Genomic DNA, 19,870 nt, shown 5'->3' with positions numbered 1-19,870 from the left:
TTTTAGCGCCGGAGAAATGTTAGTGAACGACGCGATTCCCCGCCCCCCAAATAAAACGGCTAAGGCGATGACGCCGCTGCTGGAAATTCGCAACCTGACTAAATCGTTTGACGGCCAGCACGCCGTGGATGATGTCAGTCTGACCATTTACAAAGGTGAGATTTTTGCGCTGCTGGGCGCATCCGGCTGTGGTAAATCGACCTTGCTGCGCATGCTGGCGGGATTCGAACCGCCCACCAGCGGCCAGATCGTGCTGGATGGCCAGGATCTCTCCCATGTTCCGCCTTATCAGCGCCCGATCAACATGATGTTCCAGTCCTACGCACTGTTCCCGCACATGACGGTGGAGCAGAACATCGCCTTTGGCCTGAAGCAGGACAAACTGCCGAAAGGCGAAATCAGCAGCCGCGTTGAAGAGATGCTGTCGCTGGTGCATATGCAGGAGTTCGCGAAGCGTAAGCCGCATCAGCTCTCTGGCGGCCAGCGTCAGCGTGTGGCGCTGGCGCGTAGCCTGGCGAAGCGGCCCAAACTGCTGCTGCTCGACGAGCCGATGGGCGCACTGGATAAAAAGCTGCGTGACCGCATGCAGCACGAAGTGGTCGATATTCTCGAGCGCGTCGGCGCCACCTGCGTAATGGTGACGCACGATCAGGAAGAAGCGATGACCATGGCGGGCCGCATCGCCATCATGAACCGCGGTAAATTTGTGCAGATTGGTGAGCCGGAAGAGATCTACGAGCATCCCACCAGCCGCTACAGCGCCGAGTTCATCGGTTCGGTAAACGTGTTCGAAGGCTTACTGCGCGAACGCGGTGAAGACGCGCTGATCATCGATGCGCCGGGCCTGGTGCATCCGCTGAAAGTGCAGACCGATGTTTCTGTCGTCGATAACGTGCCGGTCCATGTGGCGCTGCGTCCGGAAAAAGTGATGCTGTGCGAAGAGGTGCCTGCCGATGGCTGTAACTTTGCCGTAGGTGAAGTGGTGCATATCGCCTATCTCGGCGACCTGTCGATTTATCACGTGCGCCTGCGCAGCGGCCAGATGATCAGCGCACAGTTGCAAAACGCCCACCGCTACCGCAAAGGCGCGCCAACGTGGGGCGATGAAGTGCGTCTCTGCTGGGACGCCGACAGCTGTGTGGTTCTGACGGTTTAAGGGGGCGATATGAGCCAGATTTCTCAACGCAGCGAGCCCGAAGTGGTGGGCACGCCGCTGCAGCGCTGGGCGACGCGCATCAAGATGCAGCACGGCCGCAAGCTGGTGATTGCCATGCCATATCTGTGGCTGATCCTGCTGTTCCTGCTGCCGTTCCTGATCGTGCTGAAGATCAGCTTTGCCGATATTGCGCGCGCTATTCCGCCGTACACCGATTTGGTCACCTGGGCCGATGGTCAGCTCAATCTGGTACTCAATCTCGGTAATTACTTCACGCTGACCGACGATCCGCTGTATGCCGATGCGTACCTGACGTCGCTGAAAGTGGCGGGCATCTCCACCATTATCTGCCTGATGATCGGATACCCGCTGGCGTGGGCGGTGGCGCACAGCAAGCCGTCAATGCGCACTATTTTGCTGCTGCTGGTGATCCTGCCATCGTGGACCTCGTTCCTGGTGCGCGTTTACGCGTGGATGGGCCTGCTCAACAACAACGGCATTCTCAACCGCTTCCTGATGTGGCTCGGCATTATCGATCATCCGCTGGTGATCCTCTACACCAACACGGCGGTGTATATCGGGATCGTTTACTGCTATCTGCCGTTTATGGTGCTGCCAATTTATACCGCGCTGACGCGTATAGATTATTCGCTGGTGGAAGCCTCGCTGGATCTCGGTGCACGTCCGCTGAAGACCTTTTTCAGCGTGATTGTGCCGCTGACCAAAGGCGGGATTATTGCCGGCTCAATGCTGGTGTTTATTCCGGCGGTCGGCGAGTACGTGATCCCGGAACTGCTCGGCGGTCCGGACAGCATCATGATTGGGCGTATTTTGTGGCAGGAGTTCTTTAACAACCGTGACTGGCCGGTAGCGTCCGCGCTGGCGGTGATCATCCTGCTGATTCTGATATTGCCGATTATCTGGTTCCACAAGCATCAGAATCGTGAAGTGGGAGAGAAAGAATGAGCCAGTTACCGACTATTCGCTCTCCGTGGCGCACTGTGATTTTGCTGCTGTGCTTTATGTTCCTCTATGCGCCGATGCTGCTGCTGGTGGTTTATTCCTTCAATAGTTCGCCGCTGGTCACGGTATGGGAGAGCTTCTCGTTCCACTGGTACAACGTATTGTTCCAGGATCAGGCGATGCTGGATGCGGTGGGACTCAGCCTGACCATCGCCGCGCTCTCAGCCACCATGGCGGTGGTGCTCGGCACCATGGCGGCGGTGGTGATTGTGCGCTTTGGCCGCTTCCGTGGACACAACGGCTTCGCCTTTATGCTGACGGCGCCGCTGGTGATGCCTGATGTGATCACCGGTTTGTCCTTGCTGCTGCTATTTGTGGCGATGGGCAACACCCTTGGCTGGCCGAGCGATCGCGGCATGCTGACCATCTGGCTGGCGCACGTGACCTTCTGTACTGCTTACGTGGCGGTGGTGATCAATTCGCGTCTGCGTGAACTGGATCGCTCAATTGAAGAGGCGGCGATGGATCTCGGCGCAACGCCGGTGAAAGTGTTCTTTGTGATCACCGTACCGATGATCGCGCCCGCGATCGTTACCGGCTGGCTGCTGGCGTTTACCTTGTCGCTGGACGATTTAGTGATTGCCAGCTTCGTGACCGGCCCAGGCGCGACCACCTTGCCGATGGCGATTTTCGCCACTGTGCGTCGTGGCGTCAATCCGGAGATCAATGCTTTAGCCTCGCTGATTCTGTTTGTCGTCGGTTTAGTTGGTTTTATCGCCTGGCGCTTTATGGCGCACGAAGAAAAGCAGCGTTTACGCGATATTCAGAAAGCAAAACGTGGCTGAAAGCCGTAACATTTGTCACTATAAGAACGGGCTGATTTTATCGGCCCGTTTTATTATGGTTACGGAGCGACACCATGTCGGAAACCCTGAAACACGGTTCAATGATTAACGCTACACCGGTGCCCGTGATGGTGGCGGGCAGCGCTATCATCATTACGCGTTGCCTCAGCGTGTTGATGCTGGCCAACGAACTGGGTTACGACGAACTCGCCAACTTCGTGCATCGCAGCGCGCAAGCCTGGGATTCTACCCTGATCTTTATCGCTAGCCAGCTGATTTTCCTGTTTGAACTGCGCTGCGCCTTTATTCTGATGCGCGGCAACAATCGTGGGCGCTGGGGCTATGTCGCGACGCAAATCATTGTGCTGATCTACATGTTGATGGCATCGGTGGGCTGGATCTACCCGGAAATTTTTAGCATTCCCGGTGAGAGTAATGCGCAAATCATTCATCACACGCTGCTGCAAAAGCTCCCGGATGTGTTGGTATTAGGGCTGCTGTATGTGCCCGCCAGCAGTCGCGCTTTTTTCCGGCGCCGGTGATACAATCGCCCCCCATTTTTTCTCCCGATTCTGAAAACAGGCATTTGCATGCATTGCGCGCTTTATGATGCCGGTCGCTGTCGTTCGTGCCAGTGGCTGGAAAAACCCTATCCGCAACAGCTCAACGACAAGCAGTCGCTGCTTGAACAACTGCTGGCTGAAAAGCCGGTGGGCGAATGGCTGCCGCCGGTGCAATCCGCGCAGCAAGGGTTTCGCAATAAGGCCAAAATGGTAGTCAGCGGGAGCGTAGAGCGGCCGATTTTGGGCATGGTGGCGCGCGACGGTGAACCGGTCGATCTCTGCGCTTGCCCGCTCTATCCTGACAGCTTCAGTGCGGTGTTCGCGCAGCTCAAACCCTTTATCGCCCGCGCCGGTTTAACGCCCTATAACGTGGCGCGTAAACGCGGTGAGCTGAAATTTCTGCTGCTGACGGAGAGTACGCAGGGCGGCATGATGCTGCGTTTTGTGCTGCGTTCCACCAGCAAGCTGCAGCAGCTGCGTGACGCCTTGCCGTGGCTGCAACACCAACTGCCGCAGCTGAAGGTGATTTCCGCCAATATTCAGCCGGTGCATATGGCGATTCTTGAAGGCGACGAAGAGATTGCGCTGACGCCGGATCAGGCGCTGGCGGAGCGCTTTAATCAGGTTCCGCTCTATATTCGCCCGCAAAGCTTCTTCCAAACCAATCCACAGGTTGCGGCCGATCTCTATGCCACCGCGCGCGATTGGGTCGCGCAGTTGCCGGTGAGCAGCATGTGGGATCTGTTTTGTGGCGTTGGGGGATTTGGCCTGCACTGCGCAACGCCCGAAATGCAGCTGACCGGCATCGAAATCAATGCTGAAGCCATCACCTGTGCGCAGCAGTCGGCGCAGCAGCTGGGATTAGAAAAAGTGAGTTTTGCCGCGCTGGATTCCACGCAGTTCGCCACTTCACGGGAAGCGGTGCCGCAGTTGGTGTTGGTGAATCCGCCACGTCGCGGTATTGGCGCAGAGTTGTGTGCTTATCTCAGTGAGATGGCGCCGGATTACCTTCTCTATTCCAGCTGCAATCCCAGCAGCATGGCGCAGGATATCGCGCGTCTGGCTGATTATGACGTGAGCCGCGTACAGCTGTTCGACATGTTCCCGCATACCGCGCATTTTGAAGTGCTGTGCTTGCTGAGCAAGAAGGGTGGGACGGCGTAACGTTCACCTGCACGGAGGACGTGCAGAACCTGGCAGGCAGCACGCTCCGCCATCCCATAATGCTTATTCCGGGAACCACTTCTGGTTGATTTGCTGCCAGGTGCCGTTGGCTTTCAATGCCACTAACGCGCTGTTCAGCTCGTTCAGCAGCGGCGCATTGCCTTTGCGTACCGCGATACCTAAACCGGTGCCAAAGAAGTCGGTATCGGTGATGTGCTCGCCTACCGCGCTAAGATCGTCATTGGCCTTGAGCCACTGATTCACCACCGCCGTATCACCAAACACGCCGTTCAGGCGACCGTTTTTCAAGTCGAGAATCGCGTTCTGATAGCTGTCATACGCCACCGCAATCACCTCCGGATGTTTCTCCAGCAGGTATTTCTGATGTGTGGTGCCGTTCTCAACGCCAACACGTTTGCCTTTCAGCTGGCTGAAGTCGGTGAACTGGCCTTTATGCGCAATCACAATCGCCGAGTTAGCGTAGTAAGGTTGGGTGAAATCGACCTGCTTGCTGCGATCGGCGGTGATATCCATGCCGGAAATCACTGCGTCATAGCGACGGAATTTCAGCGACGGAATCAGGCTATCGAAGGCGTTGTTGGTGAAGGTGCAATCCGCTTTCATCTGCTGACACAGTGCTTTTGCCAAATCGATATCGAAGCCTACGATTTGGTTGTCGTGATCAAGGGATTCGAACGGGGGATAAGTGGCGGAAGAGGCGAAGCGGATTTTTTCCGCCGCATAAGCATTCATTGCTAGAGTTGCCAGCGCAGCAGCAACGATCCATTTTTTCATTATGTAACTCCTGTAAACCATGCCAGAGACGGAACGGGTTACACGATGCCAGTTAATGAATTTATATGCAATATTTTTGCTTATTAATTTAAACGAACAGCGGGCGCTTTTTTAGTGCGCCCGCAGGGAATAAATCAGTTACGACGCTCAAATGCCAGCGCACGCTTCTCGACCAGACGCATCATCAGCGTCAGCAAGCCGTTAACCACCAGATAGATCAGGCCAGCGGCAGCGTATACCGAGATATCGTAAGTGCGGCCATACAGCAGTTGTCCGTGGCCCATTACTTCCATCAACGTAATGGTGTAGGCCAGCGAGGTACTTTTAAATACCAGCACCACTTCGTTGGAGTAGGACGACAAGGCGCGCTTGAAGGCGTACGGCAGCAGAATGCGCAGCGTATCTTTGCGGTTCATGCCGAGCGCCGCGCAGGATTGCCATTGACCGGACGGAATGGCGCGCACCGCACCGTAAAACAGCTGCGTGGTATAAGCCGCACTGTTGAGCGACAGCGCCAGCAGCGCACACAGCCACGGCTGCGACAGCAGATGCCACAACCAGGGAATGTTTTGGATGCTGGGGAACTGGCCGGGACCGTAATAGATCAGGAAGATCTGCACCAGCAGCGGCGTGCCGGTGAACAGCGTGATATAGCCTTTCACTAGCCAATTGAGCACCGGCACTTTGAGCGCCAGCACGATGGTGCAAAGTACAGAGAGCACCAATGCCGCAATCAGCGATGCCACGGTCAGCGTCAGGCTGGTGTGTAGCCCTTTCAGCAGCTCGGGTAAGTAATCCAGCATGCTTAAGCCCCTCGCTCGAAACGCGTGGTGCGCAATTCAATGCGGCGCAGCACGAACTGACTGAACAGCGTGATAATCAGATAGATCGCCGCCGCCGCCAGATACCAGGTAAACGGCTCTTGCGTGCGCGTAGCGATACTTTTGGTTTGCAGCATCAGATCATTCACGCTGATCAGCGATACCAGCGCAGTATCCTTCAGCAGCACCAGCCATTGGTTACCCAAACCGGGCAGCGCGTGACGCCACATCTGCGGCATGATCAGGCGCAGGAAAATCGCCGACTTCTTCATCCCCAGCGCCTGGCCCGATTCCCATTGACCCACCGGCACCGCTTTCAGCGCGCCGCGCAGGGTTTGTGATGCATAGGCGGAATAGAGCATCGCCAGCGCAATCACACCACACAGGAAGGGACTGACGTCGAAGTTTTCAATTTGCACCTGCACCGGAATAGCGAACAGGCCGAGATTGATGTGGAAGCCATCGGAGAGCGTTAGCAGCAGCTGTGAGGCGCCGAAATAGATAAACAGCACCACCAGAATTTCCGGCAGGCCGCGAATCAGTGTGACCAGCGCGGTACCGAGCCACGCCAGTGGTTTCCAGCGCAGCGATTCCCAGCCAGCAAAAATCATCGCCAGCACAAGGCCGGCGATCAGTGCACAAACGGCAAGGCCGACGGTCATACCGGCGGCGCTTGCGAGTGGAATCATTTCATTCATCAGAAATTACTGCTGGAACCATTTGCTGTAGATGGTTTTGTAGGTGCCGTCAGCTTTGATCTTCTCCAGCGCCGCATTGAACTTGCCCTGCAGCTCGCTGTTGCCCTGACGCACAGCAATACCCAAACCGGTACCGAAGTAATCTTTGTCCGTCACTTTCTCACCCAGCGGCGCGAGGTTGGCGTTCTGCTTCAGCCACTCGTTGACCACGGCGGTGTCACCGAATACCGCATCGATACGACCATTTTTCAGATCCAGCACCGCGTTCTGGTAGCTGTCGTAAGGCACAACGGTGATGTCGCTGTGTTTGTCAGAGAGGTATTTCTGGTGTGTGGTGCCGTTCTGCACGCCTACACGTTTGCCTTTCAGCGCGGCCACGTCAGCCATTTTGCCTTTCTGCGCGATGAAGATGGCAGAGTTGTCGTAGTACGGCTTGGAGAACAGCACTTGCTTCTCACGATCTGGCGTGATGTCCATGCCTGCCATCACCGCGTCAAAACGACGGAACTTCAGGCTGGGGATCAGGCTATCGAACGCCTGATTAGTGAAGGTGCAGGTCGCATCCATCTCTTTACACAGCGCGTTAGCCAGATCGACATCAAAGCCCTGAATTTTGTTATCAGAGTCGACGAATTCAAACGGAGGATAAGAAGCCTCGGTAGCAAAACGCAATGTCTGTGCCGCTGAAGCGCTCAGGCTCAGGCCAGCAAGGAGGGCAGCAATTACAACTTTTTTCATTAGAAGCATCCTGACTTAATGCGAAAGATAATTAGCAAACGCGTCGGTTTGCGGCTGTGTAAAGTGGCTGGCATCGCCTTGCTCAACAATGTGACCGTTTTCCATATACACCACGCGGCTGGCGGTTTTACGCGCCACTTCCACTTCGTGCGTCACGATCACTTGTGTGATGTTGGTCTGTGCCAGCTCACGAATAATGCTGACGATCTGGGCGGTGATTTCGGGATCGAGCGCAGCGGTCGGTTCATCAAACAGCAGCACCTGCGGCTCCATCATCAGCGCACGGGCAATCGCTACGCGCTGCTGCTGGCCGCCGGAAAGATGCAGCGGGAAGCGATCGGCGTAAGGCGTCAGGCGCAGACGGTCCAGCAGCTTTTCAGCACGCGCACGCGCGGCGTCCTTGCTGAGGCCGAGCACGCGGCACGGCGCTTCAATCAGGTTTTGCAGCACGCTCAGGTGCGGCCACAGATTATATTGCTGGAATACCATGCCCACGTTCTGCCGCAGCTCGCGAATCGCGCTGTCGGAAGGGGCTTTGGTGAAATCAAACTGGTTGCCGGCAATCTGTAGGCTGCCGGAGCGCGGTTGCTCCAGCAAGTTGAGGACGCGCAGGAGCGAACTTTTACCCGCGCCACTCGGGCCGAGCAACACCAGCGTTTCACCCTGCGGACAAGCCAGGTTGATATCGAACAGGGCCTGATGGGTACCGTAAAAACAGTTTATGGCGTTTAGTTGAATACTCATGCGCAAAAAATGAATAGTAATTAGTGTCGCGGATTTTAACGTCACCAGAATAGTTATGCAATTGTGGTGGGTTAATATTTATTAAAGAGCAGTGAAACCTCCAAAGCGTAGCACAAAATCGCGCAACTCAAGGTGGATGAGGGCTGGCAAGCCCTGTTTTGTTCACAAAATATCAACAAAAAGCGCCGCAAGGATGCGGCGCGCTAAACAATGGTATTAACGGCGGGAAAAGTGAACGGTTACTTTTTCGCTTCCAGCAACTGCGTCAGCGAACCGCCGCCAGCGTGGGGCACCTGGCCGACATAACGCACATCATCAACCACCCAGCAGGTGCCTTCGTGGATCATCAGCACTTCATCTTGCCAGGTTTTGCTGTCGCGGCTCAGCTCAACCCGCAGCGGAATATTGCGCGCGTCGCGGTTAGGAATGGTGGATGCGCTGGCCACGTCCGCTGAAGTTGGGCCTTGCGCCAGGCTGGAAAAGAGATCGCCGCGGGTCCACGCCGCTGGTTTCGGATTCTGGCTGCTGGCACTCAGCAGCTTTTGATACAGGCGATCGCTCAGGTAAGGGCGATATTTCGCCAGCGTGTTGCTGTCTGGCAAACCTTGCGTCGGCTGGCTAACGCGTAAATCGTAGAACTGTTGCGCCACGCCGTCCGGACCCCCGTCAACGCAGGCAGCGGTGCGCGGGCCATTATCCTTAATCACTGGTTCAACGGTGGTACAAGCACTTAGCAGCAACGCTGCGGGAATAAGCAGCGCAAAGGCATTGTTTCTCATCTCGATTTCCTTATTGTTCACTGGCAAAGCGCCATTTTTAGCATAGAGTATAGCCTTGCTTTTAAGCGCTACGAGCTGATTCAGAAAAGGAGAACATCATGAAATTTTCTACAACGCCCACGTTGGAAGGACACAGCATCAGTGAATATTGCGGCGTGGTCGCGGGTGAAGCGATTCTCGGCGCCAATATTTTCCGCGATTTCTTCGCCGGTATCCGCGATATCGTCGGTGGCCGCTCTGGCGCCTACGAAAAAGAGTTACGCAAAGCGCGCCAGATCGCCTTCAAAGAGCTGGAAGAGCAGGCGAAAGCGCTCGGCGCCAACGCGGTGGTGGGCATCGATATCGACTACGAAACTGTCGGCAAAGAGGGCAGCATGTTGATGGTGAGCGTCACCGGCACCGCCGTGATTATTCGCTAATGCGCGTGGTTGTCCTGCTGGCGGTGGCGCTGTTACTTAGCGCTTGTCAGTCATCGATTGAAGCGCGCCACGGTTACTGGGTTGATACCGCGCATCCGGCGCAGGGCGCGCGGCCGCGTATTAAGGTGGTGGTTATTCATTACACCGCTGAGGATTTCTCCAATTCGCTGGCGACGCTGACCGATCGGGAAGTTAGCGCGCACTACCTGATTCCGCAGAATCCGCCGCAGAAAAACGGCAAGGGCGTGGTGTGGCAATTGGTGCCGGAAAGCCAACTCGCGTGGCACGCAGGCCCGAGTTTCTGGCGCGGCGCAACGCGCATTAATGACACTTCGGTTGGTATTGAAATCGTCAACAGTGGTTATCGTCGAACCTTAACGGGTTTGCAGTGGCAGCCCTTTACGCCGCAGCAGATCAGCGCGCTGATGGCGCTGGTCAAAGATATCACTCAGCGCTACGGCATCGCGCCGGAAAATGTGGTCGGGCACAGCGATATCGCGCCGCAGCGTAAGCAGGATCCCGGTCCGCTGTTTCCCTGGCAGCAGCTGGCAGAGCACGGTTTAGGCGCTTGGCCCGAGCAGGCAACGGTGCAGCGCTATCTTAACGGACGCGCGGCGGATGAAGGCGTGGATCAGGCAGAACTGCTGGATGCGCTGCAGCGCTATGGCTACGACGTGGCGGCGGCGACCACGCCGCAGATGCAGCGCAAGCTGATTGCGGCGTTTCAAATGCATTTCCGCCCGCGTGATTATCGCGGCATCGCCGATGCAGAAACCCTGGCGATCGCCCGCGCGTTACTAGCGAAGTACGGTGCGGCGCAGTGATACGCGGCATTGGTCGCCATAAATGGCGGCCGTTTGTTTACTGCTGCAGGAATGCCTGCCAGTGCGCCACCAGCCGTTGCAGATCCTGACGGCTGACATCCAGATGCGTGACAATACGCGTTACGGGCCCAACGCTGATTAGCACATCGCCCGACTGCATCCAGCTTTTCAGCGCGTCAACTTTCTCTGTTGGCACCTTCACAAACAGCATGTTGGTGTGCTGATTGAGCACTTCAACACCGATGGCGCTGAGCTGCTCGCCTAACCATGCCGCATTATCATGATCCTCTTTGAGACGCGCGACATTGTGCTTCAACGCATACAACCCCGCCGCGGCCAGAATGCCCGACTGGCGCATGCCGCCGCCGGTCATTTTGCGCCAGCGACGCGCTTGCTCAATGTAGGCCTCATCGCCACACAGCAGCGAACCAATCGGCGTGCCAAGGCCTTTTGACAGGCAGATGGTTAAGGTGTCGCAGTAACGCGCAATCGCTTCCAGCTCCACATTCTGTGCCACCACGGCGTTAAAAATACGTGCGCCATCAATGTGCAGCGCCAGCTTATGCTCGCGGGTGAGAGTCCACGCTTGCTCCAGATAGCTGAGCGGCAGCACTTTACCGTGATGGGTGTTTTCCAGGCTCAACAGACGGGTGCGGGCGAAGTGGAAATCGTCGGGTTTGATGGCGGCGGCCACCTCCGCCAGCGGCAGGGAACCATCTTCCGCATGCAGAATTGGCTGTGGCTGAATGCTGCCAAGCACCGCTGCGCCGCCGGCTTCATATTTGTAGTTGTGCGCCTGCTGACCCACGATATATTCATCGCCGCGCTGGCAGTGACACAGCAGCGCTACCAGATTAGCTTGCGTGCCGGTGGGGAAGAACAGGGCGGCGGCTTTGCCGCTCAAGCGTGCGGCTTCGACTTCCAGTGCGTGTACGGTGGGGTCATCGCGGTAGACATCATCGCCGGTTTCGGCTGCCATCATGGCATCGAGCATGGCAGCACTCGGGCGGGTTACGGTATCACTGCGTAGATCGATCACGTCGCTCTCCTGAAATAAAAAAGCGGGCGAAGTGCCCGCGTTATCATCATGTCTGGCCTGAATTGTTTTACCTCAGCCAGTTGGTTTTCGCCAGCTCCACGATCTCATCACCGCGTCCATTCAGAATGGCACGCATCATGTAGAGGCTGAAACCTTTGGCCTGCTCGGCTTTAATCTGCGGCGGCATCGACAACTCTTCTTTGGCGGTAATCACGTCAAGCAACACCGGGCCATCGTGCGCAAAGGCTTCCTGCAGCGCGCCGTTAAGATCGGAGGCTTTCTCAACGCGAATGCCTTTGATGCCGCAGGCGGCGGCGATGGCGGCGAAATCAGGGTTTTCGAGGTCAGTGCCGTCGGTCAGATAGCCACCGGCTTTCATCTCCATCGCCACAAAGCCCAGCACGCTGTTATTGAAGATCACCAGTTTCACCGGCAGCTTGAGCTGCGCCACCGAAATGAAATCGCCCATCAACATGCTAAAACCGCCGTCGCCACACAGCGCCACCACCTGACGCTGCTTGTCCAGCGACTGCGCGCCCAACGCCTGCGGCATGGCGTTGGCCATCGAACCGTGATTGAACGAGCCGATCAAACGACGTTTGCCGTTCATCTTCAGATAGCGCGCTGCCCACACGGTTGGCGTGCCGACGTCGCAGGTAAAGATGGCGTCGTCATCGGCGTATTCGCTGATTTGCTGGGCCAGATATTGCGGGTGAATCGCCAGCTTATCGTTAGCGGTGGCCAGTTCGTCCAGCCCTTTGCGCGCATCGACATAATGCTCCAGCGCTTTGTCCAAATGCTGACGATCGGTTTTGCTGGTGAGCTGCGGCTGCAGCGCATGCAAGGTGGTTTTGATGTCACCCACCAGCGCCATATCCACATGGCTGTGTGAGCCAAGGCTGCCCGGATTGATGTCGATCTGAATGATTTTGGCATCGGCCGGATAGAAGGCGCGGTAGGGGAATTGCGTCCCCAGCAGCACTAAGGTATCGGCATTCATCATGGCGTGGAAACCAGAAGAGAAGCCAATCAATCCGGTCATGCCGACATCGTAAGGGTTATCATATTCGATGTGCTCTTTACCGCGCATCGCGTGCACAATCGGCGCTTTCAGCGTTTCTGCCAGCTTCACCACTTCGTCATGCGCGCCAGCGCAACCGCTACCGCACAGCAGGGTGATATTTTTCGCTGCATTCAGCGTTTCAGCTAACGCGGCCACTTCGCGGGCGGTTGGCACCACGTGCGGCAACTGCGGCGGATACCATTCGCTGCGTGCGCTTTCCGGGGCCGGCTGCAACGCCACGTCCCCGGGGATCACAATCACTGATACGCCACGATTGAGAATCGCTTTACGCATCGCAATGCCCAGCACCTGCGGCAGCTGCTCCGGATTGGAAACCAGCTCGCAATAGTGGCTGCATTCGCGGAATAATTCTTGTGGGTGGGTTTCCTGAAAATAGCCGCTACCAATTTCGCTGGAAGGAATGTGGGCGGCGATGGCCAAAACCGGAACGTGATTGCGGTGGCAATCAAACAAGCCGTTGATGAGATGCAGGTTGCCCGGTCCACAGGAACCGGCGCATACCGCCAATTCGCCGCTGATTTGTGCTTCAGCGCCGGCCGCGAAGGCTGCCACTTCTTCATGGCGCGTCGGCATCCATTCGATGGTGCCCATGCGATTCAGGCTGTCGCTCAGCCCGTTGAGAGAGTCACCGGTGACGCCCCAAATACGTTTCACGCCGGCGTTTTCCAAAGTTTTTGCCAGCATTGCCGCCACAGTTTGCTTCATCGTTATGCTCCTTTCTGGTGTTGAGCCATCCATGCCGATGGCGAAAACGTGTCAGTCAGAAAGCGTAGACGATGAAGCTGGCGTGCAGGCGTGAAAAAATGCGTTATGCCGAGAACAGGGCGATAAGGATTGGCGCCAGCAAACTCATAATAAAACCGTGCACAATCGCAGCGGGCACGATCTCCATGCCGCCGGTGCGTTGCAGGATTGGCAGCGTGAAATCCATCGAGGTTGCGCCGCTCAAGCCCAGCGTCATGCTGCGTTGACGGGTTATCAGCAGCGGGATCAGCATAATGGTGATCAGCTCACGCAGCAGGTCGTTGAAGAAGGCGGCGCTGCCTATCACCGGGCCGAACGATTCGCTCATCAGAATGCCGGAGAGCGAATACCAGCCGAAACCGCTGGCTAACGCCAGGCCGGTTTTGATCGGCAGATCCAGCAGCAGCGCGGCCATTACGCCGCCCACCAGCGCACTGCACAGCGATACCAGCGCCACCAGCATGCCGCGACGGTTGATGGTGATTTGACGCAGCGTCATGCCGCTGCTGCGCAGCTGAATACCGACCAGCAATAGCATCAGCATCAAGGCGTATTCACTGATGGTCGAGGCGTTACGCAGCGGCGCCCATTGACTCAAACCGAGCAGAAAGCCCGCCAGCACCGAACCGCACAGCTTGAGCGACTCCAGCGCCATATGCAGACGCGACGGCAGCGCTTGTGGCTTGTGCTGATGACGCCACGGCCAGCGTCGCTCCAGCAGCCACAGCGCCAGTAGCGAGCAGGCAAGAATGCTCAGCATGCTCACCAGCGCGATGTGGAAAATGGCCAGCAAATTGCTGCTCAGGTTATCGAGGAATGCCAGGCTGGTGCCCATAAAGAACAGAATGATGTAGACCAGCGCGCTCAGCGTGCGGGCAACCGCCTGTAAAAGCGTGGTGTGGCGCAGCGGCAGCAGATAGCCGAAAATCAGCGGCAAAAGGATGATAATCAATCCGTACATGTGAGGTTTCTATCCATGATTTGCGGGCTGCCACGCTAGCGAAAAACGGTTGAAGTGTAAACTTTTTCCCCTGGCGCTGACTTGACCAACGCAGCGTGGCGGACCATGCTCAGGCAAAGTAGCAGATGGAATGTATGATGATTCTGGAACATATCGATATTCACGGTTTTCGCGGTATTAATCGGCTGTCATTGCCGTTGACCAACACCAATGTATTGATTGGGGAAAATGCCTGGGGTAAATCGAGCCTGCTCGATGCATTGACGCTGTTGCTGGCGCCCGCCGCCGAGCCTTATCAGTTTACCGAACACGACTTTCACTTCCCGCCCGGCGATATTGATGCCCGCATGCGCCAGTTGCAGCTGGTATTTCGTTTTCGTGCCCAGAGCGATGATGAGAGTGCGTTGTTTCAGCCCTTCTGGCAGCACGATGAGCATGGCCGCTATATCCGTTTCAGCACGCGTGCTAAACGTCAGGATCAGGGTGTAAAAACCAGCTGGCGTTTCATCGATCAGCATAACGATGTGTTGCCAGCGGCAGGCACCGACGCAGCGTTGGCACATCTGCGCGCTTATTATCCGGTATTGCGTTTACGCGATGCGCGTTTTGGCCGTCGTAACCGCCATGCTGACAACGATGCGGAGCGGCGCGCGACGACGCTTACGGCATTGGCGCAGGAAGTGGAAAAGCTGACGCGCGATTTGGTGGTGCGTCCGCAAACGCTGAGTGACGATCTGCTGCGTCAGGGATTGCATACTATGCAGCAGCTGCTGGAACACTATTTTCTGGTGCAGCAGTCAGGCAGCAGCGCGCCGCGCGTGGCACCGGAAGTTCGCGATGGCAGCGAAGGCTGGCGATCGCTGGATAAACTTAATCACCTGATTGCCGGCACCGAATCACGCAGTCGTCAGGTGATTCTGCTGCACATGTTCTCGCTGTTGATTCAGGCGCACGGCAATGAACAGCTGCCGGCGGGCGCGCATCCGCTGCTGCTGGTGGAAGATCCGGAGACGCGGCTGCATCCCATTATGCTGTCGGTGGCGTGGAATTTACTGGAACTGATGCCGCTACAAAAAATCGCCACCACCAACTCGGGTGAACTGCTATCGCAGGTGCCACTGGAAAATATGTGTCGGCTGGTGCGTGAATCCACGCGGGTGGCGGCATGGCGCATTGGGTCTGAAGGTTTAAGTGCTGAAGAGAGTCGCCGTATCGGTTTCCACATCCGCGTGAATCGTCCGTCGGCGCTGTTTGCCCGCTGCTGGCTGCTGGTGGAAGGCGAGACCGAAGTGTGGATTATCAATGAACTGGCGCGGCAGCGTGGCTATCACTTCGCGGCGGAAGGGGTGAAAGTCATTGAGTTTGCGCAATCGGGTTTGAAACCGCTGCTGAAGTTCGCCCAACGCATGGGCATCGCCTGGCATGTGCTGACCGACGGCGACCAGGCGGGCAGCAAATATGCGGCTACTGCCCGCAGCCAGCTGCCGTCGGCGGCACGGGAAAGCGATCATCTCACGCAGTTTCCGGCACCGGATATTGAACATTTTCTCTTTAAGCAGGGTTTCAGCGATGTTTATTACCAGACGGCGCACCTGCCGTTAAACGCGCCGATGAACACGCGGCGTATTATTAGTAAAGCCATTCAGCACAGCTCGAAACCTGAGCTGGCGATTGCCGTCGCGATGGCTGCGGCTGAACGCGGGCCGCAGGCGGTTCCGCCGTTGCTGGATCAGCTGTTTGCGCGCGTGATGTGGTTGGCTCGCGGCCGGGCGGATTGAGGAAAGGGTGAGATGCGCCAAATAAAAATGCCAGCGTCTGCGGCTGGCATTTTTTTTCGGGAGTGGTCAGAATACGTGAAACAGCATGCGCGTTAAGCGACCGCGGCTTGCGTGGCTTCACAGGGCACGATCAGGCTGGCATGATTGCCTTTTGGTCCTTCATGGACATCAAACTGAACCTGCTGGCCAGCTTTCAGCGTTCTGTATCCCTCCATCTGAATCGTGGAGTAGTGTGCGAAGATATCGTCGCCGCCGCTAATCGGACAGATAAACCCGAAGCCTTTGGCGTTATTGAACCATTTTACTGTACCCGTCTCCATGCTTTTACTTCCCTCGCAAGACATTTTGATAAGTAGGTGAGGTCATCGAAGCTGTGAGTCGAGTTTGTTTAAAACTCAATCAGCTTGTGTTAGTAGAATGTAGAGAAACGGACCTTACCGTCAAGCAAACGGCCCTGGCGGACGGGGATAAATTCATCAAAATTTGAGGCAGTTAACGCTATTGCAAATTTTGTGATACAGGTCGCGCATGTGCTTTTAGGGCCAGTTTTTATCAACTGAAAACCGGCTTGACAGGCATGTTAAACTTTAGGAATGGGCGCAGAGATGTGCACAACCGTAACGCAGAATTTCGACGGAACATTATGGCAAACACAAACGACTGGCTTAATTTTGAACATCTAGCCGAAGATAAAGTACGCGAAGGGTTAAAGCCGCCTTCAATGTATAAAGTCATTCTGAATAATGACGATTATACACCTATGGAATTTGTTATTGACGTTCTGCAAAAGTTCTTTTCTTATGATATTGAACGTGCAACGCAGCTGATGTTGAAAGTTCACTACCATGGAAAAGCAATCTGTGGTGTATTCACTGCAGAAGTGGCGGAGACCAAAGTAGCCCAGGTGAACAATTACGCACGAGATAATGAACATCCGTTGCTGTGTACGCTAGAAAAAGCCTGAAGCCATCTCCATATAGGAGATAGGTTGTCAGAGCGATAATTGGGGGAGGTGCCAAATGCTCAATCAAGAACTGGAACTCAGTTTAAATATGGCTTTCGCCAGAGCGCGCGAGCACCGTCATGAGTTTATGACCGTCGAGCATCTGTTGCTGGCATTGCTCAGTAACCCGTCGGCCAGAGAGGCACTGGAAGCCTGTTCGGTGGATATCGTGGCTCTGCGTCAGGAACTCGAAGCCTTCATCGAACAAACCACGCCGGTGCTGCCTGCCAGTGAAGAGGAGCGCGATACCCAACCTACGCTCAGCTTCCAGCGTGTGCTGCAGCGCGCGGTATTCCACGTCCAGTCCTCCGGTCGCAGCGAAGTCGCAGGCGCGAACGTGCTGGTCGCGATTTTCAGCGAGCAGGAGTCGCAAGCGGCTTATCTGCTGCGCAAACACGAAGTGAGCCGTCTCGATGTGGTGAACTTCATCTCCCATGGTACGCGTAAAGACGAACCCGGCCAGCCGCAGAACAATGCGGAGAATCCGGTTAACGAAGAGCAAGCAGGCGGGGAGGATCGTATGGAAAACTTCACCACCAATCTTAATCAGCTTGCTCGTGTCGGCGGAATCGATCCGCTGATCGGCCGCGATAAAGAGCTGGAACGTACTGTTCAGGTGTTATGCCGTCGTCGTAAGAATAACCCGCTGCTGGTGGGGGAATCGGGCGTGGGTAAAACCGCGATTGCCGAAGGGCTTGCCTGGCGCATTGTGCAGGGCGACGTACCGGAAGTGATGAAAGAGTGCACCATCTATTCACTCGACATCGGTTCGCTGCTGGCGGGTACCAAATACCGTGGTGATTTTGAAAAACGCTTCAAAGCGCTGCTGAAACAGCTGGAGCAGGACAGTAACAGCATCCTGTTTATTGATGAAATTCATACCATTATCGGTGCCGGTGCGGCATCGGGTGGCCAGGTGGATGCGGCGAACCTGATTAAACCGTTGCTCTCCAGCGGCAAAATTCGCGTGATGGGTTCAACGACCTATCAGGAATTCAGCAACATTTTTGAGAAGGATCGTGCGCTGGCGCGTCGTTTCCAGAAGATCGATATCACCGAGCCTTCTGTGGAAGAGACCGTGCAAATTCTTAACGGCTTGAAACCGAAGTACGAAGCGCACCATGACGTGCGTTATACCGCCAAAGCGGTGCGTGCGGCGGTGGAGCTGGCGGTGAAGTACATCAACGATCGTCATCTGCCGGATAAAGCGATTGACGTGATTGACGAAGCCGGTGCGCGTGCGCGTCTGGTGCCCGTCAGCAAGCGTAAGAAAACCGTTAACGTTTCGGATATTGAAACGGTGGTGGCACGTATTGCGCGTATTCCTGAGCAGAGCGTGTCACAAACCGATCGTGATACGCTGAAAAATCTCGGCGATCGCCTGAAAATGTTGGTGTTTGGTCAGGATAATGCGATTGAAGCACTGACTGAAGCGATCAAAATGAGCCGTGCAGGTTTGGGCCAGGATCGTAAACCGGTCGGTTCCTTCCTTTTTGCGGGCCCAACCGGTGTCGGTAAAACAGAGGTTACCGTCCAGCTGGCAAAAGCGCTGGGTATCGAGCTGCTGCGTTTTGATATGTCCGAGTATATGGAACGTCACACCGTCAGCCGTTTGATTGGTGCGCCTCCGGGCTACGTTGGCTTCGATCAGGGCGGTTTGCTGACTGATGCGGTGATTAAACATCCGCACGCTGTGGTGCTGCTGGATGAGATCGAGAAAGCGCACCCGGATGTCTTCAATCTGCTGCTGCAGGTGATGGACAACGGTATGCTGACCGATAACAACGGTCGTAAAGCAGATTTCCGCAATGTGGTGCTGGTGATGACCACCAACGCCGGTGTGCGTGAGACTGAACGTAAGTCGATTGGCCTGATTCATCAGGACAACAGTACTGACGCGATGGAAGAGATCAAAAAGATCTTCACCCCAGAGTTCCGTAACCGTCTCGATAACATTATCTGGTTCCGTCACCTGTCTCAGGAAGTGATTCATCAGGTAGTGGATAAGTTTATCGTCGAGTTGCAGGCTCAGCTGGATGCGAAGGGCGTATCGCTGGAAGTTAGCGATGATGCGCGCGATTGGCTGGCTGATAAAGGCTACGATAAAGCGATGGGTGCGCGTCCGATGGCACGTGCCGTACAGGAAAATCTGAAGAAACCGTTGGCGAATGAACTGCTGTTTGGTTCGCTGGTTGATGGTGGATCGGTATCAGTAGCGCTGGATAAAGATAAAAACCAGCTTACTTATCACTTCCTGAGTGCGGAAAAACGTAAAACCGAAGGTACAGTACACTAAGCGTTTTGCAGATATGAAAAAGGCCGGATGCGAATCCGGCCTTTTTTTTGCGCTAAGTTTGTGCCATCAGCGCGAGATAGAAATATCTACTTAGCGACTACGGAAGACAATGCGGCCTTTGCTCAGGTCGTACGGGGTCAACTCGACAGTCACTTTGTCGCCCGTCAGGATGCGGATATAGTTTTTGCGCATTTTACCGGAGATATGAGCGGTAACCACGTGCCCGTTTTCAAGCTCTACGCGGAACATGGTGTTCGGTAACGTATCCAGTACGGTACCTTGCATTTCAATATTGTCTTCTTTGGCCATCGAATCCTCTGGGTGTACTACCAAACTGTTGAACCGGCAAGATAATGCCGAATTCCATGATTTATGTAAAGAACCGTTGATGATTTTGCCAACGCTTCGCCGTGCGTCGCGCCGTTGCGCGTGCAGTACGGATAAATTAGGGTGTTT

General features: G+C 55.6%; 21 protein-coding genes. 10 read left to right on the top strand and 11 right to left on the bottom strand.

Annotated elements, in window-relative coordinates:
* The first annotated feature begins 22 nt into the window (after positions 1-22).
* From potG to rlmC, 5 genes are all read left to right on the top strand, one after another.
* Entirely contained in the window at positions 23-1,156 is a 1,134-nt protein-coding gene (gene potG / locus KVT28_RS05420) for a putrescine ABC transporter ATP-binding subunit PotG (protein ID WP_158238594.1), read from the top strand.
* Positions 1,157-1,165: 9 nt separating this feature from the next.
* Positions 1,166-2,122: a putrescine ABC transporter permease PotH gene (gene potH, locus KVT28_RS05415; RefSeq protein ID WP_110865826.1), complete on the top strand. Its 957-nt coding sequence runs from the start codon at positions 1,166-1,168 to the stop codon at positions 2,120-2,122.
* Entirely contained in the window at positions 2,119-2,964 is an 846-nt protein-coding gene (potI, locus tag KVT28_RS05410) for a putrescine ABC transporter permease PotI (protein ID WP_101760983.1), read from the top strand. Before potH ends, potI begins: the two co-directional genes overlap by 4 nt.
* Before the next feature lie 74 nt (positions 2,965-3,038).
* Positions 3,039-3,506, top strand: a complete 468-nt coding sequence (locus KVT28_RS05405) for a YbjO family protein (protein ID WP_217547109.1) — start codon at positions 3,039-3,041, stop codon at positions 3,504-3,506.
* A 48-nt stretch (positions 3,507-3,554) separates the two neighbouring features.
* On the top strand, positions 3,555-4,691 hold the full coding sequence (gene rlmC / locus KVT28_RS05400; protein WP_217547107.1) for a 23S rRNA (uracil(747)-C(5))-methyltransferase RlmC: 1,137 nt from the start codon (positions 3,555-3,557) through the stop codon (positions 4,689-4,691).
* 63 nt (positions 4,692-4,754) lie between these two features.
* Here the strand turns inward: rlmC and artJ (KVT28_RS05395) are convergent, their stop codons facing one another.
* From artJ (KVT28_RS05395) to KVT28_RS05370, 6 genes are all read right to left on the bottom strand, one after another.
* Positions 4,755-5,486: an arginine ABC transporter substrate-binding protein gene (gene artJ, locus KVT28_RS05395; protein WP_101760980.1), complete on the bottom strand. Its 732-nt coding sequence runs from the start codon at positions 5,484-5,486 to the stop codon at positions 4,755-4,757.
* Positions 5,487-5,620: 134 nt separating this feature from the next.
* Positions 5,621-6,289 (bottom strand): arginine ABC transporter permease ArtM, encoded by a 669-nt coding sequence (artM, locus tag KVT28_RS05390; protein ID WP_008102451.1) that lies wholly within the window; start codon positions 6,287-6,289, stop codon positions 5,621-5,623.
* Positions 6,290-6,291: 2 nt separating this feature from the next.
* Positions 6,292-7,005: an arginine ABC transporter permease ArtQ gene (gene artQ / locus KVT28_RS05385; RefSeq protein WP_217547104.1), complete on the bottom strand. Its 714-nt coding sequence runs from the start codon at positions 7,003-7,005 to the stop codon at positions 6,292-6,294.
* 6 nt (positions 7,006-7,011) lie between these two features.
* Positions 7,012-7,743: an arginine ABC transporter substrate-binding protein gene (gene artJ, locus KVT28_RS05380; protein ID WP_008102446.1), complete on the bottom strand. Its 732-nt coding sequence runs from the start codon at positions 7,741-7,743 to the stop codon at positions 7,012-7,014.
* Positions 7,744-7,758: 15 nt separating this feature from the next.
* A complete protein-coding gene (gene artP, locus KVT28_RS05375) occupies positions 7,759-8,487 on the bottom strand; it encodes an arginine ABC transporter ATP-binding protein ArtP (protein ID WP_101760978.1) in 729 nt (242 codons plus the stop codon).
* A 239-nt stretch (positions 8,488-8,726) separates the two neighbouring features.
* Positions 8,727-9,266 carry a lipoprotein gene (locus KVT28_RS05370; RefSeq protein ID WP_217547102.1) on the bottom strand — a complete coding sequence of 180 codons (540 nt, stop codon included), beginning with the start codon at positions 9,264-9,266 and terminating at the stop codon, positions 8,727-8,729.
* 98 nt (positions 9,267-9,364) lie between these two features.
* Here KVT28_RS05370 and KVT28_RS05365 point away from each other — a divergent pair, with 98 nt between their 5' ends.
* Both KVT28_RS05365 and KVT28_RS05360 read left to right on the top strand, forming a co-directional pair.
* On the top strand, positions 9,365-9,685 hold the full coding sequence (locus tag KVT28_RS05365; RefSeq protein WP_007887640.1) for a heavy metal-binding domain-containing protein: 321 nt from the start codon (positions 9,365-9,367) through the stop codon (positions 9,683-9,685).
* On the top strand, positions 9,685-10,509 hold the full coding sequence (locus KVT28_RS05360; RefSeq protein WP_217547100.1) for an N-acetylmuramoyl-L-alanine amidase: 825 nt from the start codon (positions 9,685-9,687) through the stop codon (positions 10,507-10,509). Before KVT28_RS05365 ends, KVT28_RS05360 begins: the two co-directional genes overlap by 1 nt.
* A 37-nt stretch (positions 10,510-10,546) precedes the next feature.
* Here KVT28_RS05360 and ltaE read toward each other — a convergent pair whose 3' ends face one another.
* From ltaE to KVT28_RS05345, 3 genes are all read right to left on the bottom strand, one after another.
* On the bottom strand, positions 10,547-11,548 hold the full coding sequence (gene ltaE, locus KVT28_RS05355) for a low-specificity L-threonine aldolase (RefSeq protein WP_217547097.1): 1,002 nt from the start codon (positions 11,546-11,548) through the stop codon (positions 10,547-10,549).
* A gap of 67 nt (positions 11,549-11,615) precedes the next feature.
* Positions 11,616-13,337 (bottom strand): ubiquinone-dependent pyruvate dehydrogenase, encoded by a 1,722-nt coding sequence (gene poxB, locus KVT28_RS05350; RefSeq protein WP_192234431.1) that lies wholly within the window; start codon positions 13,335-13,337, stop codon positions 11,616-11,618.
* A gap of 103 nt (positions 13,338-13,440) precedes the next feature.
* Positions 13,441-14,337 (bottom strand): lysine exporter LysO family protein, encoded by an 897-nt coding sequence (locus KVT28_RS05345; RefSeq protein ID WP_217547094.1) that lies wholly within the window; start codon positions 14,335-14,337, stop codon positions 13,441-13,443.
* Positions 14,338-14,474: 137 nt separating this feature from the next.
* On the opposite strand from KVT28_RS05345, the gene KVT28_RS05340 reads away from it, so the two are divergent.
* Positions 14,475-16,115: an ATP-dependent endonuclease gene (locus tag KVT28_RS05340; protein ID WP_217547557.1), complete on the top strand. Its 1,641-nt coding sequence runs from the start codon at positions 14,475-14,477 to the stop codon at positions 16,113-16,115.
* Positions 16,116-16,207: 92 nt separating this feature from the next.
* Here the strand turns inward: KVT28_RS05340 and cspD are convergent, their stop codons facing one another.
* On the bottom strand, positions 16,208-16,435 hold the full coding sequence (cspD, locus tag KVT28_RS05335) for a cold shock-like protein CspD (protein WP_007887624.1): 228 nt from the start codon (positions 16,433-16,435) through the stop codon (positions 16,208-16,210).
* A gap of 323 nt (positions 16,436-16,758) precedes the next feature.
* On the opposite strand from cspD, the gene clpS reads away from it, so the two are divergent.
* Positions 16,759-17,079 (top strand): ATP-dependent Clp protease adapter ClpS, encoded by a 321-nt coding sequence (clpS, locus tag KVT28_RS05330; RefSeq protein WP_007887621.1) that lies wholly within the window; start codon positions 16,759-16,761, stop codon positions 17,077-17,079.
* A gap of 55 nt (positions 17,080-17,134) precedes the next feature.
* Positions 17,135-19,414 (top strand): ATP-dependent Clp protease ATP-binding subunit ClpA, encoded by a 2,280-nt coding sequence (gene clpA, locus KVT28_RS05325; RefSeq protein ID WP_064740732.1) that lies wholly within the window; start codon positions 17,135-17,137, stop codon positions 19,412-19,414.
* A gap of 90 nt (positions 19,415-19,504) precedes the next feature.
* Here the strand turns inward: clpA and infA are convergent, their stop codons facing one another.
* Positions 19,505-19,723: a translation initiation factor IF-1 gene (gene infA, locus KVT28_RS05320; RefSeq protein WP_002211347.1), complete on the bottom strand. Its 219-nt coding sequence runs from the start codon at positions 19,721-19,723 to the stop codon at positions 19,505-19,507.
* Positions 19,724-19,870: the final 147 nt, after the last annotated feature.

This window comes from Pantoea sp. GbtcB22, assembly GCF_019091025.1.
Classification (GTDB): domain Bacteria; phylum Pseudomonadota; class Gammaproteobacteria; order Enterobacterales; family Enterobacteriaceae; genus Pantoea; species Pantoea leporis.
This window is presented reverse-complemented; position numbering and strand designations above follow the sequence as displayed.